This is a genomic window from Deinococcus soli (ex Cha et al. 2016), assembly GCF_001007995.1.
In the GTDB taxonomy this organism is placed as follows: Bacteria; Deinococcota; Deinococci; order Deinococcales; family Deinococcaceae; genus Deinococcus; species Deinococcus soli.
Genome location: NZ_CP011389.1, coordinates 1,763,204 through 1,779,245 on the forward strand (window position 1 = coordinate 1,763,204; position 16,042 = coordinate 1,779,245).

18 protein-coding genes are annotated in these 16,042 nt (G+C 73.4%); 12 read left to right on the top strand and 6 right to left on the bottom strand.

What is annotated here, in order from left to right:
- Nucleotides 1–2 precede the first annotated feature (2 nt).
- The 3 genes from SY84_RS08720 to SY84_RS08730 are packed head-to-tail and all read right to left on the bottom strand — an operon-like array spanning nucleotide 3 to nucleotide 1,599.
- Entirely contained in the window at nucleotides 3–770 is a 768-nt protein-coding gene (locus SY84_RS08720; protein WP_245621297.1) for a sigma-E factor regulatory protein RseB domain-containing protein, read from the bottom strand.
- Entirely contained in the window at nucleotides 767–1,054 is a 288-nt protein-coding gene (locus tag SY84_RS08725; RefSeq protein WP_046843693.1) for a hypothetical protein, read from the bottom strand. Before SY84_RS08725 ends, SY84_RS08720 begins: the two co-directional genes overlap by 4 nt.
- Entirely contained in the window at nucleotides 1,051–1,599 is a 549-nt protein-coding gene (locus tag SY84_RS08730; protein WP_328512054.1) for an RNA polymerase sigma factor, read from the bottom strand. The genes SY84_RS08725 and SY84_RS08730 overlap by 4 nt, the downstream gene beginning before the upstream one ends.
- A gap of 71 nt (nucleotides 1,600–1,670) precedes the next feature.
- Here SY84_RS08730 and SY84_RS08735 point away from each other — a divergent pair, with 71 nt between their 5' ends.
- The 5 genes from SY84_RS08735 (at nucleotide 1,671) to SY84_RS08755 (ending at nucleotide 6,752) form a co-directional block, all read left to right on the top strand.
- A complete protein-coding gene (locus SY84_RS08735; RefSeq protein WP_046843695.1) occupies nucleotides 1,671–2,333 on the top strand; it encodes a metal-dependent transcriptional regulator in 663 nt (220 codons plus the stop codon).
- A gap of 91 nt (nucleotides 2,334–2,424) precedes the next feature.
- Entirely contained in the window at nucleotides 2,425–3,150 is a 726-nt protein-coding gene (locus SY84_RS08740; RefSeq protein ID WP_046843696.1) for an adenosylcobinamide-GDP ribazoletransferase, read from the top strand.
- A 3-nt stretch (nucleotides 3,151–3,153) separates the two neighbouring features.
- Nucleotides 3,154–3,726: a histidine phosphatase family protein gene (locus SY84_RS08745; protein WP_157882937.1), complete on the top strand. Its 573-nt coding sequence runs from the start codon at nucleotides 3,154–3,156 to the stop codon at nucleotides 3,724–3,726.
- A gap of 19 nt (nucleotides 3,727–3,745) precedes the next feature.
- Complete coding sequence (gene cobT, locus SY84_RS08750) at nucleotides 3,746–4,813, top strand: nicotinate-nucleotide--dimethylbenzimidazole phosphoribosyltransferase (RefSeq protein WP_046843697.1); 1,068 nt, start codon at nucleotides 3,746–3,748, stop codon at nucleotides 4,811–4,813.
- 52 nt (nucleotides 4,814–4,865) lie between these two features.
- Nucleotides 4,866–6,752 (top strand): S1 family peptidase, encoded by a 1,887-nt coding sequence (locus SY84_RS08755; protein ID WP_046843698.1) that lies wholly within the window; start codon nucleotides 4,866–4,868, stop codon nucleotides 6,750–6,752.
- On the opposite strand, the gene SY84_RS08760 is transcribed toward SY84_RS08755, so the two are convergent.
- On the bottom strand, nucleotides 6,739–7,995 hold the full coding sequence (locus SY84_RS08760; RefSeq protein WP_046843699.1) for a phosphotransferase: 1,257 nt from the start codon (nucleotides 7,993–7,995) through the stop codon (nucleotides 6,739–6,741). The two genes, SY84_RS08755 and SY84_RS08760, sit on opposite strands and share 14 nt — an antisense overlap.
- 84 nt (nucleotides 7,996–8,079) lie before the next feature.
- Between SY84_RS08760 and SY84_RS08765 the strand changes: the two genes are divergently transcribed.
- From SY84_RS08765 to SY84_RS08775, 3 genes are read left to right on the top strand one after another with little or no spacing between them, the layout of a single operon-like run.
- Nucleotides 8,080–8,607: a hypothetical protein gene (locus tag SY84_RS08765; RefSeq protein WP_046843700.1), complete on the top strand. Its 528-nt coding sequence runs from the start codon at nucleotides 8,080–8,082 to the stop codon at nucleotides 8,605–8,607.
- 5 nt (nucleotides 8,608–8,612) lie between these two features.
- Nucleotides 8,613–8,858 carry a hypothetical protein gene (locus tag SY84_RS08770; protein ID WP_046843701.1) on the top strand — a complete coding sequence of 82 codons (246 nt, stop codon included), beginning with the start codon at nucleotides 8,613–8,615 and terminating at the stop codon, nucleotides 8,856–8,858.
- Nucleotides 8,859–8,860: 2 nt separating this feature from the next.
- Nucleotides 8,861–9,481, top strand: a complete 621-nt coding sequence (locus tag SY84_RS08775; RefSeq protein WP_046845072.1) for a phosphoribosylanthranilate isomerase — start codon at nucleotides 8,861–8,863, stop codon at nucleotides 9,479–9,481.
- A 262-nt stretch (nucleotides 9,482–9,743) separates the two neighbouring features.
- Here SY84_RS08775 and SY84_RS08780 read toward each other — a convergent pair whose 3' ends face one another.
- The gene (locus SY84_RS08780) at nucleotides 9,744–10,628 is read right to left on the bottom strand and encodes a metalloenzyme domain protein (RefSeq protein ID WP_046843702.1); all 885 of its coding nucleotides are present in this window, start codon (nucleotides 10,626–10,628) and stop codon (nucleotides 9,744–9,746) included.
- Nucleotides 10,629–10,792: 164 nt separating this feature from the next.
- Here SY84_RS08780 and SY84_RS08785 point away from each other — a divergent pair, with 164 nt between their 5' ends.
- The 4 genes from SY84_RS08785 (at nucleotide 10,793) to SY84_RS08800 (ending at nucleotide 14,447) form a co-directional block, all read left to right on the top strand.
- On the top strand, nucleotides 10,793–11,668 hold the full coding sequence (locus SY84_RS08785; protein WP_046843703.1) for a DNA polymerase beta superfamily protein: 876 nt from the start codon (nucleotides 10,793–10,795) through the stop codon (nucleotides 11,666–11,668).
- A gap of 204 nt (nucleotides 11,669–11,872) precedes the next feature.
- Nucleotides 11,873–12,400, top strand: a complete 528-nt coding sequence (locus SY84_RS08790) for an RNA ligase family protein (protein WP_245621298.1) — start codon at nucleotides 11,873–11,875, stop codon at nucleotides 12,398–12,400.
- The gene (locus SY84_RS08795; RefSeq protein WP_081424550.1) at nucleotides 12,397–13,683 is read left to right on the top strand and encodes an AAA family ATPase; all 1,287 of its coding nucleotides are present in this window, start codon (nucleotides 12,397–12,399) and stop codon (nucleotides 13,681–13,683) included. Before SY84_RS08790 ends, SY84_RS08795 begins: the two co-directional genes overlap by 4 nt.
- A complete protein-coding gene (locus SY84_RS08800; RefSeq protein ID WP_245621299.1) occupies nucleotides 13,680–14,447 on the top strand; it encodes a DNA polymerase beta superfamily protein in 768 nt (255 codons plus the stop codon). The genes SY84_RS08795 and SY84_RS08800 overlap by 4 nt, the downstream gene beginning before the upstream one ends.
- On the opposite strand, the gene SY84_RS08805 is transcribed toward SY84_RS08800, so the two are convergent.
- The gene (locus SY84_RS08805) at nucleotides 14,434–16,008 is read right to left on the bottom strand and encodes a hypothetical protein (RefSeq protein WP_052751091.1); all 1,575 of its coding nucleotides are present in this window, start codon (nucleotides 16,006–16,008) and stop codon (nucleotides 14,434–14,436) included. The genes SY84_RS08800 and SY84_RS08805 overlap by 14 nt on opposite strands.
- Between the last annotated feature and the right edge of the window lie 34 nt (nucleotides 16,009–16,042).

Sequence of the window (16,042 nt, forward strand, 5' to 3'; positions counted from 1 at the left end):
CGTTATGGATTGGAGTCAGGAGAGGCCGAAAAAGTTCCCAGCGGGTCCGGGGTCGCGCTGCGCACCCCCGCCAGGGCCGCCTGAAGCGTCGGCTGCGGCAGGTTCCCGACCAGCCACACGAACACCTTCCCCACGCGGCGCGAGGCGACCCCCGGCGCGGCCTTCACGTCCTGCGGCGCAACGACCAGTGTCAGGCCGTTCAGGCCGTCGGTCAGGGCCACCTCCAGCCCCTGCCCGCGCGGCTGCACGCCCACGGGCGTGAACCCGGGCGGGAGCCTCAGGCCCGGCAGGGCGCGGGTCAGCGCGGCGCGTAGGCCAGCGGGCGCGGCCGGCGGGGCCGGGCGGGTCACGCGGGCCGTCTCTGACTGCACGCGGGTCAGGGCGGCGCGGCGGGCCAGGGTGCCGTCCGCGCCGCGTTCCTCGAAAGCCAGCGGCACGTTCCACTTCAGGTCCACCCACAGCGTCCAGCGCGCCGCGTCCCCGACCTTGGGGGTCAGGGTGAAGCGCGCCGCGTCGCGCCCGGCGACCTGCTCGGTGCCGGTTCGGGTCACGCTGAAGTTCTTCGCCAGCAGCGCGGGCCGCACGGTCAGGGCGGGCAGCTGCGCGGCGGCGCGGGTGGGGGTGGCACGCGGGGGGAACAGGACGGTCACCTCGGCCTGCCCGCGCGCCACCTGGGTGCGGGCCTGCTTCAGGGCGGCCTGCACGTCCTCCAGATCGCCCGCGTGCGCGGTGCCCAGCGTCAGCAGGAGCAGGGTCAGGGAACGTGTCACCAGTCGGCTCCCCACGCACTCTGGTAGGCGTCGTACGCGGCGCTGCTGGGCAGCGGGCCGGGCAGCGGCGCGGCGGGGCGCAGCACGGTCAGGCCCGCCACCAGGGCCGCCGAGGCGAGTACGCCGGTCAGCCACCCGGCGCGGCTGCGGGTGCGGGCGGCCCGGCGGCGGGTCAGGAAGCGGTCGGCGGCGCCCAGGTCGGCGGGGGTCAGCTGGCGGGCCTGCGCGAGCAGCGTGTCGAGATCGTCGAAGTCGTCTGTGTGACGGTCGGTGGGGTGGGTCATGGGGTCACTCCGGCGCGGGTGAGCAGGGCGCGCAGGGCCGCGCGGCCCCGGCCAATGCGGCTCTTCACGGTGCCGAGTTCCGCGCCGGTCAGCGCGGCGATCTCGGCGTAGTCCAGGCCCGACAGTTCCCGCAGGGCGACCGCCTCGCGCTGGTCGGGCGGCAGCTGCGCCAGCGCGCGGGCCAGCCGCTCGCGGACCTGCGCCTGCTCGCCCGCGCGGGCCGGATTGTGCGGCGCGTGGGGTTCCGGGGTGTCCGAGAGCGGCACCGCCTGCCGCGCGCCGAGGGCCCTGTGGCAGGCGTTCAGGGTGATGCGGTGCAGCCAGGTGCTCAGGCTCGCCTCGCCCCGGAAGCCTTTCAGAGACTTATGGGCGGCGATGAACACCTCCTGCACGATGTCATCGGCCGCGCCCGGCCCCACGAGGCTGGCGGCGAGGCGGTGCACCTGGGGCGCGTGCGTTCTCACGAGCGTCTCGAAGACCCGCTCGTCCCGCGCGGCCAGGCGCGCGAGGTGCAGGTCGGACAGGGTGTCGTGCGGGTCATTCAAGGGCACCTCATACCTTAGAGGAGGGGCGCCACGAAAAAGTTCCCATCTGCGGTGCCGCTACACTGGGCGGCATGACCGGCCGTTCCCTGTCCCGCTCGGCGGAGGATTACCTGAAGCACCTGTACACGCTGGGGCAGGCGGGGAAGGTGAACACCCAGGCGCTCGCGGCGGCGCTGGAGGTCGCGCCCGCCAGCGTGACCGGCATGCTCCGCAAGCTGACCGAGCAGGGCCTCGTGTCGCACGCACCGTACCAGGGCGCGCAGCTGACCGCCGAGGGCGAGCGGGTGGCGCTGGAGGTCCTGCGGCACCACCGGCTACTGGAACTGTTCCTGCACCGCGCGCTGGGCGTCCCGCTGGACGAGGTGCACGAGGAGGCCGAGCGCCTGGAGCACGCCCTGAGTGAGCGGCTGGAGGCGCGCATCGCGGCGTGGCTGGGCGACCCCACGCACGACCCGCACGGCGACCCGATCCCCACCCTGGCGGGTGAACTGCCGCACCAGCCGCAGCGGCGCCTGTCGCAGCTGGCCCCCGGGGACACCGCGACGGTGGCGCGCGTCCCGGACGGCGACACCGAGCAGCTGCGGGCCATGATGGCCGCCGGGCTCACGCCGGGCGCGCCGCTGCGGCTGGACGCCGTGGACGCCGCGCTGGGCACCCTGACCGTCTGGGCGACCGACCACACCCTGACCCTCTCGCTGGGCGTCGCCGCGCAGATCCACGTGCAGACGACCTGATGAGGAGGCCGCCTGTCCTCCCCCTCTGCGGGGCAGCTCTGCGAGTCGCCTCCGCTCGGATGAAACGGTCCGGGCAGAGCGTTCCACCGGAATGGGCCTGATGCGCGATCAGCTGCGCGCGGCGCATCTGGCGCTGACGTTCCTGACGACCCTGCCCCTGCCGCACGTCACGGAGGTGCGGGACGGGGACTTCGCGCGGGCCAGCGCGTACTACCCGCTGGCCGGGTACGCGGTGGGCGGCGCCGTGGCGCTGCTGCTCTGGCTGGACGCGCCGCTGCCGGGCGGGGTGATCGCCGCGCTGGGCGTGGGCGCGTGGCTGCTGCTGACCGGCATGCTGCACTTCGACGGGCTGGTGGACAGTGCCGACGCGCTGTTCGCCATGAAGACGCCCGCCGAGCGGCTGGTGATCCTGCGGGACGTGCACATGGGCGCGTTCGGACTGGCGACCGGTGGGCTGTACCTGCTGCTGCTCTGGAGCCTGCTCTCGGCCCCCATCCCGCCGCTGGCCCCGCTGGTGGCGGCCGTGGCGGCGCGGACGCTGCTGCTGCTGCCCATGAACACCTACCCGGCGGCCCGCGCCGAGAGCCTGGGCGCCCGTTCACGCGAGGGCCGCATCTGGGCGGCGGCGCTGATCGCCGCGCCCACCCTGCTGATCCCCGGCGCGTGGCTGGCGTGGCTGGCAGCCCTGGTGGGCGCGCTGCTGGTCGCGGCGTTCGCGGCGCGGCGGCTGGGCGGCGGCCTGAACGGCGACACGTACGGGATGATCGTGGTGACGGCCGAACTGCTCGCGCTGGGCGCGTTCGCCTGGGGCCGCTGAGCCGTGCCGGACGCCCTGACGCTGCACCTCGTGCGCCACGCCCCCACCCTCCCGAACGCGCAGCGCCGCTACCCGCACCCGCACGAGGACGCACCCCTCACGCCCGCCGGGGAGGCGCTGGCCCGCACCCTCGGCCTGCCCCGGCGCGCGCTGGCGTTCACGTCCCCGCTGGGCCGTGCCCGGCAGACCGCGCGACTGGCCGGCTTCCCGGGCGCCCTCCCCCACCCGGCGCTGGCCGAGGCGGAGTTCGGCGTGATGGCCGGGCACACCTGGGCCGAACTGGACGCCGCGCACGGCGACGCACCCCGCACCTGGATCGAGGCGCTGGCCGACCCCACCAGTCCCCACGGGCCCCCCGGCGGCGACACCGGGCAGGGCTTTCATGCCCGCGTGCAGGGGTGGCTGGATACCCTCCCGGCGGGCGAGGTGGTGGCCTTCACGCACGCCGGGCCACTGCTGGCCGCGCTGCGCCTGACCGTGAACCTCGCGGCGGTCGCCGCGCCGCCCGGCACGGTCGCCACCCTGCGCCGCGAAGCCGGACACTGGTGGCTGACCGGGCTGCGCCCACCCGCCTGAACGGGCAGAATGCGCGCTGATGCTTCCTGACCTGACGGCCCTCCTGACCGCCATCCAGCCTGCCGACGCCGACGCGATGACGCGGGCGCGGGCGCGGCAGGCGCAGCTGACGAAACCGGCGGGCGCGCTGGGTGACCTGGAGGAGCTGTCAGTAAGGCTGGCGGGCGTGCTGGGCAGCGAACGGCCCGATCCACGCGGCGTGGCGGTGATCGTGGCGGCGGGGGATCACGGTGTGGCGCGCGCGGGCGTGAGTGCGTACCCGCCCGAGGTGACGCCCGCGATGGTGGCGAACTTCCTGGCGGACACGCCCGCCGGACCGGGCGGCGCGGCCGTGAATGCGCTGGCACGGGCAGTGGGCGCACGGGTGTACGTGATGGACGCCGGGGTGAACGCGGCGCTGCCCGAGCACCCGGCGCTGGTGCGCGCGGCCCTGCGCCGGGGCACGCATGACCTGAGCGGGCAGGCCGCCATGAGCGCGGATGAGGCGCAGGCGCTGATCCTGGCGGGCGCGGCGCTGGCCCGCCGGGCGATCGCGGACGGCACGGACGTCCTGATTCCCGGTGAGATGGGCATCGGGAACACCACCCCGGCGGCGGCGATCACCGCCCGCCTCCTGAACCTCGACGCCGCGCAGGTGACGGGCCGCGGCACAGGCGTGGACGACGAGCGGCTGGCGCACAAGGTCGCCGTGATCCGCGTGGCGCTGGAGCGCACCCCCACCACGGACCCGCTGGAGGTACTCGCGGAGTTCGGCGGCTTCGAGATCGCCGCGATGCTGGGGGTCATGCTCCAGGCCGCCGCCAGCCGCCGGGCGGTGATCCTCGATGGCTTCGTGGAGGGCAGCGCCGCCCTGATCGGCGTGACCCTCGCCCCGCACCTGCGTGACTACCTGTTCCCCGCCGGAGAGTGCGCCGAGGTGGGGCACGCGGCGCAGCTGGCGCACCTGGGCCTGAAGCCCATGTTCCACCTGAACCTGCGCCTGGGCGAGGGTACGGGCGGCGTGCTGGCCGCGCCCATCCTGCTCGGGGCCGCCGCCACCCTGCGCGAGATGCAGACCTTTGCTGAGGCCGGGGTGCCGGGCGCCTGAGGGCCACCGGCGGGGGCTAGGCAGCCGCACCTGACCTGCGGTTCAATGGCCCATGAAGACCTTGAAGACGTGGGCGTGCGCGGCGCTCCTGCTGGCCTCGGCGGCTGGCGCTCAGGCCCTGCCGAAGGCCGTGCGGGAGCGGATCATCCAGGCGACCGTGATGCTGCTGCCCACGGACGCGAACGGCGACCTGGACGGCTCGCGCGGGTCGGGCAGCGTTATCAGCCCGCAGGGGTACATTCTCACCAATTACCACGTGGTCGGGGATCCGGACACCCGGCAGCTCTCGCCGTGGATTCAGGTGCGCGTCGTTCAGTTCGCCGACCGGGAACCGGAATTCACGTACTGGGGCAAGGTGGTCGCCGCCGACCCGAACCTCGACCTGGCCATCGTGCAGATCGTGGAAGACCGCAACGAGAAGCCGGTCGGGAAGCTGAACCTGCCGTTCGTGGAGGTCGGGGATTCGAACGCGCTGAGCATCGGCGATGACGTCTTCGTGTTCGGCTTCCAGGGGACGGGCGGGATGACGCTGTCGTTCTCGCGCGGGTCGGTGGGTGGCTTCACCGGGGAGGACCTGAGCAGCAGCGGACGGCAGTGGGTGAAGCACGACGCGCAGACCGGCCCGGGCAACTCGGGCGGCGGGGTGTTCGACGACAGTGGCGTGCTGGTGGGGGTGCACTCGGCGGGCGTGGCCGGGAACAACAACTCGCGCACGTCGTTCATGCGGCCGCTGGCGCTGGCGTGGGGGCTGATCACGCCGAACGTGACCGGGTTCGTGGTGCGCAAGGGGAGCGGCGCGGCCATCACGCCGGGCACGAAGGTGAGCGCCGGGTCGGGGGGCGGCGTGTGGCCCCCGGCGCTGGCGACCGGGCGGGCGGGCGTGACTGGCACGGTACGCGTCACGGGCGGCGCGGCGGCGGGCACCTGGACGACCGAGTTCACGGAAGTCATCGACGACGGCAGCCTGAAGGGCCGCGCCCGCAGCGGCAGCCGGGACCAGACCGCCTTTTTCTACTACGACGAGGACAACAACGAGGTCTGGGTGGAGTGGACCCCGGACGGCAAGGCCTACAGCAGCTGCGTGGTGGAACCCGGCGGTGTGAAGGCCGGCAGCGCCGACTGGACGGGCAACCTGTACAGCTTCACGGGTCTGGACTCGAAGGGCACGCGCACCGGGGACTGCGTGGTCAGCCTCAGGGCCCGGGCGGCCGGGACAAGCAGCGGGCCCGTGGCCGGGACGCCGGCGGCCTCCTCCGGTCCGGGCCTGCCGGCACTGGCGGCCGGGCAGACCTGGACGGTCACGTTCTCGCAGGGCGGGGCGTACAGCGTGACGCTGGGCGCCAGGGACAGCGACGGTGATTATCCCGGCCTGGCCACCCAGAGCGGCAAGACCGGCGACGCGCTGTTCACGCTGGACACCGACTCGCTGATCATGATCGTGGGCCGGGCGGACAAGACCTTCCTGACCTGCACGGTCGACCGGACGCTGCGCGGGAGCGCCAGGGCGTACCAGAACAGCAAGGATCCCGGTTCGGCGGCGGGCACCTGCACCCTGGCCAGCGGCGCAGTGGGCGCCACCAGCACAGGCACCTCCAGCTCAGGTGCCGCCCTGAAGTGGCCCCTGACCCTGAAGGTCGGGCAGCGGTGGGACGTGGCCTTCCCCGGCGTGGGGACCTTCACGGTCAACCTGACCGAACCGGATGAGGAGAGCGGTTTTGACGGTACGGCCACGCGCGGCAGCGAGAAGGGCAGCGTGCTGATGGACGCCGACGCGGACGAACTGCTGCTGATCGTGCAGCGCGCCGATCAGACCTTCCTGATCTGCAGCGCCGGAAGGAGCGGCCTGGGCGCGGGCAGCGTGAGGGGAGACGCCACCAGTCACCGTGACAGCACGGACAGGGGCACGGGTCTGGGCAGCTGCACCGTCACGCCCCGCTGACCGGTGCAGGCAGCAGGCGGCGCAGGTGCCACAGGTGCGCGCCCGCCCACTCGCGCCGGTCCTCGACCGCACCCTGAATCCCGTCGAAGTAGCCCAGGGCGCGGTACACCTCTCCGGCCAACGTGGCGTCGGCGTGCAGGGCACGCAGGTCGTCCAGCGGGGCGAGGTCGGTCCATTCGCGCAGGTACGCGTCCCTCGCGGTGTCCAGCATGGCCGGGTCGGGGTCGGTGCCGTCCGGGAACAGGTAGGCGGGGTTCGCGTCGAGGAACGGGTGGGTGAGGCTGGCGTCGGACCAGTCGAGCAGCGTCACCTGCTTCCCGCGCGTGGTGACGTTCCCCCCGTGCAGGTCGCCGTGCCCGAGGGTGAGAGGGACCGGGCTGACGCGCAGCCGTTCCAGCGCGGCCTCCAGGTCGGGGCGGCGGGCGCGCAGCGCGCCAGCCTCCTCGGGGGTCAGGGCGTCGGGGTGCGGGCCGTGCTCGTCGGCGTAGAGGCTCGCGTCACTGAACAGGGCGTCCAGCTGGGCCAGCAGGTACGCTGGGCCACGGTCCCGCAGGTCCAGCTCCGGCAGCAGGGGCAGGGTGGCGCGCTGCACCTGCGCCAGCTGCCGCAGGACAGCGGGGGGATCACCTCCGGCCTCGCCGCAGCCGTCCAGCAGCAGGAGGCCCCGCCGCGCGTCGGCGGCCAGAACGGGCGGGGCCGCGCCGGGCACCCCGGCCAGCGCGCAGGTGACGGTCACCTCCCGCGCGAAGAAGTCCGGGACGGCCTTGACGTACACGTCCCCCTGCCGCGTGGGTACGCGCCACAGCAGGCTGATCTGCCAGTGTTTCAGCACGACCGGGGTCCCCAGGCGCGGGCGGTCCTGCGCGGCGAGTTCGTCATCCAGCCAGCTCAGGGCGTCCGCGTGCCAGTGCGGCCCGAACCAGGGCGTGCGGGTGGAAGCCCGCGCGGCGTCCGCGAGTTCACGCAGCTCGTCCGGGACGGGCGCCGCACCGGTCAGGTCGGGGGTGAACAGCTGCCACGCACAGGTGGCGCGGGTCACGCCATCCTCCCCTGTTCCGTGCCCGGTGAAGGCCAGCCGCCGCCCCAGCCAGCCCTCCACGCCCGCTGCCCACGCGGCCTCCAACACATGCTCGCCGTAGTACGTGGGATGATCCACGGTCAGGGTCCGGCAGGCGACCTCGGTTCCGCCGGGCTGCGTCAGGAGGAGATGCAGGGTCGTCTCACGCCGTACGGGCTGGGTCATGCGCGCAGCCTCGCACGCGCCGCCCCCGGCGGGCATCCGTCAGATGACGCAGCCGCACGGCACCGACCCGGCTACGCTGGGCGCATGACCCGCCGGGCGGCCCTCCGTGCGGTCCTCTCGCCGCGCGTGGTGCTGGGGACCGCGCTGGACGCGCTGCTGATCGGGACGCTGTGCCTGCTGTGGCTCACGCAGCTGTACTGGGGGCGTCCCTACATGCGCGTGACCGATGAGTGGATGAAGTTCACGTTCTTCGTGCCCATCGCGGTTTCCGTGAGCGGCGCGGCGTGGCTGTGCAGCCTGGGGCTGGCGGCGTGGCACCGCCCGCTCGACAGGGCGAGGTGGCGGGTCGCGACTCAGGCGTTGATCACGGGCGCGCTGGTGTCGTTCGTGGCGGGCGCGCTGTTCACGCTGGCGGGCCTGTCGAGTGCGCCACTGATCTCCCTGATGCTGCTGCCGATGACGGCTGGCATGGCGGTCATCTTCGCGGCCGTGTCGGGCCTGCTGCCGGTGGTGGGCTTCCTGACGAACCGCAGCGCGGCGTGGGTGCGGCGCTGCTCGGGGGAGTCCGGCGGTGACGATCATAGTGGGGGGCGTGCCATTCAGGGAGAATGACGCGCATGAGTGACCGGGAACTGAATTTCGCGCGGGAGATCATGGGCAGCCGTTCCTACCGGGACGTGCCGGACGCCGAGGTGCTGAAAGAGGCCGAGCGGCTCCTGGACGGCTGGATGAGCGGCGAGCTGCGCATGGAACGCCCGAAGATCTACGACCATTACGCGCTGCTGCTGCTGGCCCTGACCCGGCAGGTGCGGACGCTGGAGGCGCGCGTGAGCGAACTGGAAGCCGCGCGGGGGCCGCAGTGACCGTGCAGGTGAAGGTGTGCGGCACGACCAGCGTGCGCGACGCCGTCCTGAGTGCCGAGGCGGGTGCGGACGCGCTGGGGTTCATCTTCGCGCCGGTCAGCAAGCGGCTGGTGACGCCGCGGGTGGCGCGTGAGGCGGGCCTGAGCGTCGGGCCCAGCGTGGCGCGGGTGGGCGTGTTCCTGGACCAAGGGCTGGACGAGGTGCTGCGCACAGCGGAGGCCGCGCGGGTGAGCGCCGTGCAACTGCATGGGCACGTGTCAGGTCTTTACGTGACCGCGGTCGCCGCGTATTATCCCGTTCTGCGTGTCGTGCGCCCCGCCGATCTGGCGGCGCAGGCGGACATGTGGCACGGGCACCCCAGCGTCACGCTGATGCTGGACGCGCCCGAACCCGGTGGCGGCATTCCGCTCGACTGGGACGCGCTGCGCCCCCTCTTTCCCCACGGGGCGTGGCTGGCTGGAGGCCTGGGTGCGGGGAACGTGGCGGCCGCCATGACGGCCCTGAGGCCCGCCGGGGTGGACGCCGTGAGCCGCCTGGAAGCAGGTCCTGGCATGAAAGACCCGGCCGCCGTGCGGGCTTTTGTACAGGAAACGCGCCGAGCAGCCCAGAGTTATCCACAGTGAAACGAGCACCTGTGGATAACTTTCCTGACCGTGGAACTCTTCCACGCAACCTCTGAAAAACGTGTTTCACACGAACAATTGATCGGTTCCTCAGGGGTGGGGAGTCGCGCTTATCCACAGGCTGTCCACAGCGCCTGTGGATAAACCTGTGGATAACCCAGTCCAGCGGCCCGGAAGATCGGCCCTGCGCGTGGTCCCTGCGGACCCTCTCTCACGTTGAACGGTTGCAGGGGGCACTCTAGCAGCGCCGCCCCCCACCCGGTCAAGCGTCCGGCAGGGGCGTGGGCAGCCCGAACCACCCGGCCAGCACCCGACCGGCCTCCACGACGTCGCCCGGCTGTCCCACGTCCACCCCGGCCCCCGCGAACGGCACGCGCGCGTGCGTGTGCCCCTTCGTCCGCAGGTCCTCCAGGTTCCCGTGGTCACTGCTGACCACCACCCGCGCCCCCGCGCCCAGCAGGCCTGAGAGCAGCGCGTCCACCCGCCGCAGGTACGACCGCCCGGCGGCCAGGGCGTCCCCCGGCACGTCTGGCGCGCCCGCGTGGCCCAGCAGGTCACTGAACCACAGGTCCAGTGCCAACAGGTCGAATGCCGTCGCCGTGCGGGCCAGCGCCGCCCCGTGCCGGGCCAGGGCGTCCAGCGCCGCCCCCTCCTCCCCCACCGCAGCCCAGGGCCGCGCGTACCCCAGGCCCAGCGTCGCGCCCAGAAGCGGCACGCCCGGCGGGTTCAGCGGCAGGCCCGCCGCGCGGAACGCGAACGGAAAGCAGCCCATGCGGTTGCGGCGACCCGCCCCCGATTCCAGCGCCTGAAAGTACGCGGGCACGTACTCGTTCCCCAGCGCCACGCGCGCCCCCGCCTGCGCCAGCCGCACCGGCAGCGCCTCGGCCTGGAGCAGCCGCTGCAGGGTCGGGCCCGGATGCGGCCCGAAATGCTCGCCCATCACGCGCACCGCGTCCCGCCCGGTCAGCCAGCACGCCTGCCCCGTCCCGGACTGCGGCAGGCCCGGCACGCCCAGCGTCGCGTCCAGGCACAGGCCCGCGTCCACCAGTGGCCGCAGGGTGTCCAGCGGCTGATCCCAGACACTCCCGACCGGCGCGTCCTGCGGGTGCCCCACGCCGTCCAGCGCCAGCCACACGATCCCGCTCAAAGCGTCCTCACGGGCCCAGGATACGCCCGCATACCCTTGACCAATCCTGCATACCGCGTTATATTCTTGGACATCACCGCCCGAGAGGCGGCTTTTTTATTGTCTGCCTCGCCTGCGCCGGATGGCGGATGCTCCGGCGCCCATAACCCGGTAGCGTGCGGGGTATGACCCGTGACCTGCCTCCCGGAACGCGCGTGGCGCTGCATGTGCCCCTGCCCGGGCTGGCGCAGGGCACCTGGGGCGTGGTGACCGGCGGGGCGGGCAGCGTGTACGACGTGGATTTTGCCGGGACGGTGCGGGCCGTGAACCGCGTGCACCTGAAAGTCGCCCGCGCGGACGCCGAGGCGATCCCGGCCGCACATGAGGACCTGCGCCCCTTCGTGCAGTACGCGTGCGTGATGGGCAGCCGCGCCTTCGGGCTGGGCACGGACGCGTCCGACACGGACGTGCGGGGCTTCTACCTGCCGCCCGCCCGGCTTCACTGGAGCCTCACGGGGGTGCCCGAGCAGCTGGAGTTCGAGTCGCCAGGCCGCGAGGAGGTGTACTGGGAGGCTGGGAAGTTCGTGCGGCTGGCCCTGAAGGCCAACCCGAACGTGCTGGAGGTCCTGGCCTCACCGCTGCCGCTGACGGTCACGCCGGTCGCGGCGGCGCTGCTGGACCTCCGGGACGCGTTCCTGAGTCGCCTGATCGTCACGACGTACGGCGAGTACGTCCGGGCGCAGCTGCGCCGCCTTGAGAACGAGCGGCGCACGCACGGCGAGGTGCGGCTGAAGCACCTCGTGCACCTGCTGCGCCTCCTGATCAGCGGCACGCACGCCCTGCGGACCGGGGAGGTCCTCGTGGACGTCACCCCGCACCGGGACGCGCTGCTGGCCATCAAGCGCGGCGAGATGACCTGGGCCGAGGCGGACGCGTGGCAGCAGGCCCTGCAGGCCGAGTTCGAGCACGCCGCCGCCCACACCCGCCTGCCCGAACGGCCCGACGCAGCGCGGGTCGAGGCGTGGCTGCTGGACGCCCGCCACGCCGCGCTGGACTGGTAAGCCGCCGCCCGGTGCCTCTGCCATCCGGCTCAGCGGGTGGTGCGCAGCTGGCCGATGCAGGCCCGCACAGGGCGCGGCTAGGCTGCCGGGCGGTGATGCTGCGTGAGAGTCAAGTACCCGTCTACCCCCCACCTGCCCTGGTCGCCCGGGCTTCAGAACGATGACCGACGCATTCCGTCCCTGAGGGACCTGGAGGGACAGGAGGTGGTCGTCACCGAGAAGCTCGACGGCGAGAACACCAGCCTGTACCGCGCGGACCTGCACGCCCGCAGCCTGGACACGCGGCCTCACCCGTCGCGCACGTGGGTGAAAGCCGAGCGGGGCCGCTTCGGGCATGAGATTCCGCCCGGCTGGCGCCTGTGCGGAGAGAACGTGTTCGCGGTACACAGCCTGCGGTACGAGGCGCTGGCCGGGTACTTCTATCTGTTCAGCGTCTGGGACGACCGGAACGTGTCGCGCCCGTGGGCCGAGGTGCGGGACTGGGCGGCGCGGCTGGACGTGCCCACCCCGCGGGAACTGTACCGGGGCGTGTGGGACGAGGCGGCCCTGCGGGCCCTGACGGTGGACACGGCGCGGATGGAAGGTTACGTGGTGCGCGTGACGGGCGAGATTCCGTACGCGCAGTTCGGGCGGCGCGTGGCGAAGTGGGTGCGGGCCGGGCACGTGCAGACCGACGAACACTGGCTGAGCCGCCCGGTGGAACGCAACGGCCTGCGGGACGAACCGGCATGAGGGGGCCAAGTGGGGCGGAGGCACTCCTCGCGCGGCTGGAGGCTGGGGAGGGGGTGCCGTTCGAGGCGATCAGCGGCGAGCTGACGTCGTTCGTGCCGCTGCTGGCCCAGCTGCCGGAGACGCGGCAGGACGCGCAGTGGCACGCGGAGGGCAGCGTGGCGGCGCACTCGGCACTGGTCGTTCGCTGGGCGCATGAGCTGGCGGACGGAGCGGACCTGCGCGGTGAGGCCCGGGCCGCGCTGATCCTGGCGGCGGCGCTGCATGACGTGGGCAAGGCCCTGACGACCCGGGACGTGCCGGACGAGGGGGGCGTGGTGCGGGTGCGTTCGCCGCAGCATGCGCGGCGCGGGCGGGACGCCCTGTCGTTCCGGCTGCTGGATTCTGGACTGCCGCCCAGCCTGATCCGGACCGTACTGGCGCTGGTCGCGGCGCACCACAGCCTGCACCGCGCGCTGGACGGCACCCTGGAACGCGGGGTGCCCGCCCTGGCACGCCGCGCGCCGCTGCCCCTGTTGACGCTGCTGGCCCGCGCAGACGCCCACGGGCGGGTGGTGCGCGGCGCGGACGCCCGGGTGGGCGAGGACACGGCCGACCTGCTAGAACTCGCCGCGCGTGAACTGGGCGTCTGGGACGCGCCGGAGCCACTGGCGGACTTCCGGGCGCAGGTGCGCTCCCTGCTGCCCGGCGCGGATGACGACCTGCTGGCCCTGGCGCTGGGGCGCGGCGTGGCCGACTGGGAGGCGGGCGTGATCCACACGCCACACGAGGCCGCGCAGCGCGTCCAGGCTGCCGCCCGGCAGGGATTCCCGCGCCTGACGGTGCTGTGTGGACCGTCAGGCAGCGGCAAGAGCACCCTGGCCGCCCAGCTGAGCGGGGCGCGGGTGATCAGCCTGGACGCCCTGCGCGCGCAGCTGGGGCGCGGCGCGCAGGACCAGCGGGTGAACGGGCAGGTTCTGCAGGCGGCTCGGGAGGCGCTGCGGGAAGGACTGCGACGCCGCGAGCATGTCGTGTGGGACGCCACCAGCCTGCGGCGGGATCAGCGGGCGCAGGTGCTCGGGCTGGGGCATGATTACGGAGCGCTGACGCGCCTGTGGGTGGCCTGGACGTCGCCGGGCGTCGCCGCTCAGCGCAACGCCGCGCGGGCGCGCGTGGTGCCGGGCGCGGTCCTGGCCAACCAGCTGCGGATGCTGGAATTCCCCGATCTCGGCGAGGCCCACGAGGTCACGCTGCACGCCCCTGGAGGTGACGTATGGACGCTGGATTCTCCTTTCCCCCTCAGTTGACTCAGGCCGTTCAGGAGCACGCCTTCCCGCTGGTGTTCGCCACAGTCAGCGGGGCGCACCTGTATGGGTTTCCCAGTGCGGACAGCGACTGGGACCTGCGCGGCGCGCACGTGCTGCCGCTGGCGGAGGTGCTGGGCTTGCAGGTGGGGCCGGGCACGCTGTCCCTGGAGCGGGATGACGGGGTGGTCGAGCTGGATCTGGTGACGCATGACGCCCACAAGTTCGCGGGCCTGCTACTGAAGCGGAACGGGTACGTGCTGGAGCAGCTGCTGTCGCCGCTGGTGGTGCACTCGTCGGCGGCGCACGCGGCGCTGGTGGCCCTGGCGCCGGGGGTGCTGACGCGGCATCACGCGGCGCACTACCTGGGGTTCACGGTGAACCAGTGGCGGCTGCTGGAGAAGGAGGCCGCCACGCCACAGGGCCCGCGCGTGAAGCCGCTGCTGTACGCGTTCCGCACGGTGCTGACCGGGCTGCACCTGCTGCGCACCGGAGAGGTGGAGGCGAACCTGGGCGCGCTGAACGCCGGGGCGCGCCTGCCGTTCCTGGAGGATCTGATGGCCCTCAAGCAGTCGGAGCGCGAGGCGGAGCCCCTGCCCGAGCCGCTGAACGCGTACCGCGCGGCGCACCGGAAGTTGCTCGCGGCGCTGGAGGCCGCGCCTCTCTCGACCCGGCTGCCGGACGCCGTGCCGGACGCGGCGCAGCGGGCGGTGAGCGACTGGGTCGTGCAGGTGCGATTGGGTGCCCTCCCGCTCACTGCGCGCTGAAGGGAGAGGTGCGGGTCAGGATCACCTCGCCCTGCCGGTTGTGCACGGTGAGGGTCAGGACGTGCGGGCCGGGGGTGAGGTCGGCGGGCAGCGTGAAGGCGTGCGGCAGGGTCTGCCCGACCGGGACGGGCTGCCCGTCGAGGGTGAGGGTCACGCGGGCGGGCGTGTCCACCGTCCTGATCCAGAGGTTCCCGCTGTGGGGCGCGCCGCTGCTGACCGTGGTGGGGAGCGCGCGTGGGGTGAGGGTGGCGCCTGCGCCGGGCCGCGTGAGGAACGCCGGGTGCGTGAGCAGTTCGCGGAACGCGGCGAGTTTCTCGGGGCTGCCGAGCAGGCGGTAGTCGTTGCGGCGCGTGACGGGGCGGGGCTGCACGTAGGGGCTGGTGAGCATGTTCAGGTCCAGCCAGTTGATGTTCTTCACGCGGGGGTACTTCAGCGCGGCGCCCCAGTAAGCTTCGCGGAGTTTCGAGGCGGCGAACGCGGCGTACCCAGTGGCGGGCTGCGCGCCGCTGCGGCTGGAGGCCGCGAACTCGCTGATCTGGATGGGGTGCGCGCAGGCGTAACGGCGGTAGATGACGTCCAGCGCGTCCAGCGGGCTGTCGGTCAGGGCGCTGTCGCGGACGTTGCCGTTGCGAAAGGGCGCGGCGTAGACGCTCAGGCCCACCCAGTCCACGGCGTCCGCGCCGGGGTAGTAGCTGCCCACGACGTCCAGGCGGGAGCCCATCGGCATCCAGACCAGCGCGACGTTCGGCGCGTGTCTGCGCATGACGCTGTGCACGAGGCGAAATTTGGCGCGGTACAGCGCGGGGTCGCGGCTCCACTCGTTGGCGGGGTCGTTGAACTCCCCGGCGAAGCGCAGGTAGACCGGCGCCCCGGAGGCGCGGGCGGCCTTCGCGAAGGGCGTCAGGGTCTGCTCGGTGACCTGCCGCAGCGGCATTCCGGGTTCCAGTGCAATGTGCACGGCCATCCCCGCCTGCCGCGCGGCGCGCACCCAGCGGGTCGGGAAGGCCTCGCCGCGGCCGGGGGCGCGCAGCGTGAAGTACCGGAAGCTCACGGCCAGCGGGCCGCCCAGTCCGGGCTCGGCGCGCAGCTGTCCGGTGGGGGTCAGGGCCTGCTCGTCGGCGTAGCGGCCCAGCAGGATGCCGGCGGTGGGTTCCAGCCGGGCGGGCCGGGGGGCGCAGCCGGGCGTGGGCTCTGGGCTGAAGGGGGCGGGGGCCAGCAGGAACGCCTGCCCCTCCTGCCGGTAGCGGGCGGCGATCAGGTCCGTGGCGCGCGCGGTGTTCAGGTCGCCCCGCGCGCGGGCGAGGTTCGCGGCCTGCGTGTAGGCCTGCACGGCGCCGTCGTAGTCGCGCAGCTGCACGCGGGTGTCGGCCAGGGCGCGCCAGTTCGCGGCGGTGGGGTTCAGGGTGGTCGCCTGGAGGTACGCGGCGTGCGCGGCCGTCCACTGTCCCGCACGGGCCTGCGTGCGGGCCTGGGTGTACCACTGGTCGGCGCTGCGGGGAGAGGTGGTGGCCGTGCTCAGCGAGCCGATCAGGAGGGGAAGCAGGAGGGCGGCGCGGCGCATCGCGCGCATAGTAAGGGCCGGGGGCCGCGTGAGG

Coding starts and splice junctions, on each gene's coding strand:
- SY84_RS08760 (WP_046843699.1), bottom strand. CDS start 7,995: ATGACCCAGCCCGTACGGCGTGAGACGACCCTGCATCTCCTCCTGACG.
- SY84_RS08735 (WP_046843695.1), top strand. CDS start 1,671: ATGACCGGCCGTTCCCTGTCCCGCTCGGCGGAGGATTACCTGAAGCAC.
- SY84_RS08765 (WP_046843700.1), top strand. CDS start 8,080: ATGACCCGCCGGGCGGCCCTCCGTGCGGTCCTCTCGCCGCGCGTGGTG.
- cobT (WP_046843697.1), top strand. CDS start 3,746: ATGCTTCCTGACCTGACGGCCCTCCTGACCGCCATCCAGCCTGCCGAC.
- SY84_RS08740 (WP_046843696.1), top strand. CDS start 2,425: ATGGGCCTGATGCGCGATCAGCTGCGCGCGGCGCATCTGGCGCTGACG.
- SY84_RS08725 (WP_046843693.1), bottom strand. CDS start 1,054: ATGACCCACCCCACCGACCGTCACACAGACGACTTCGACGATCTCGAC.
- SY84_RS08795 (WP_081424550.1), top strand. CDS start 12,397: ATGAGGGGGCCAAGTGGGGCGGAGGCACTCCTCGCGCGGCTGGAGGCT.
- SY84_RS08805 (WP_052751091.1), bottom strand. CDS start 16,008: ATGCGCCGCGCCGCCCTCCTGCTTCCCCTCCTGATCGGCTCGCTGAGC.
- SY84_RS08785 (WP_046843703.1), top strand. CDS start 10,793: ATGACCCGTGACCTGCCTCCCGGAACGCGCGTGGCGCTGCATGTGCCC.
- SY84_RS08755 (WP_046843698.1), top strand. CDS start 4,866: ATGAAGACCTTGAAGACGTGGGCGTGCGCGGCGCTCCTGCTGGCCTCG.
- SY84_RS08770 (WP_046843701.1), top strand. CDS start 8,613: ATGAGTGACCGGGAACTGAATTTCGCGCGGGAGATCATGGGCAGCCGT.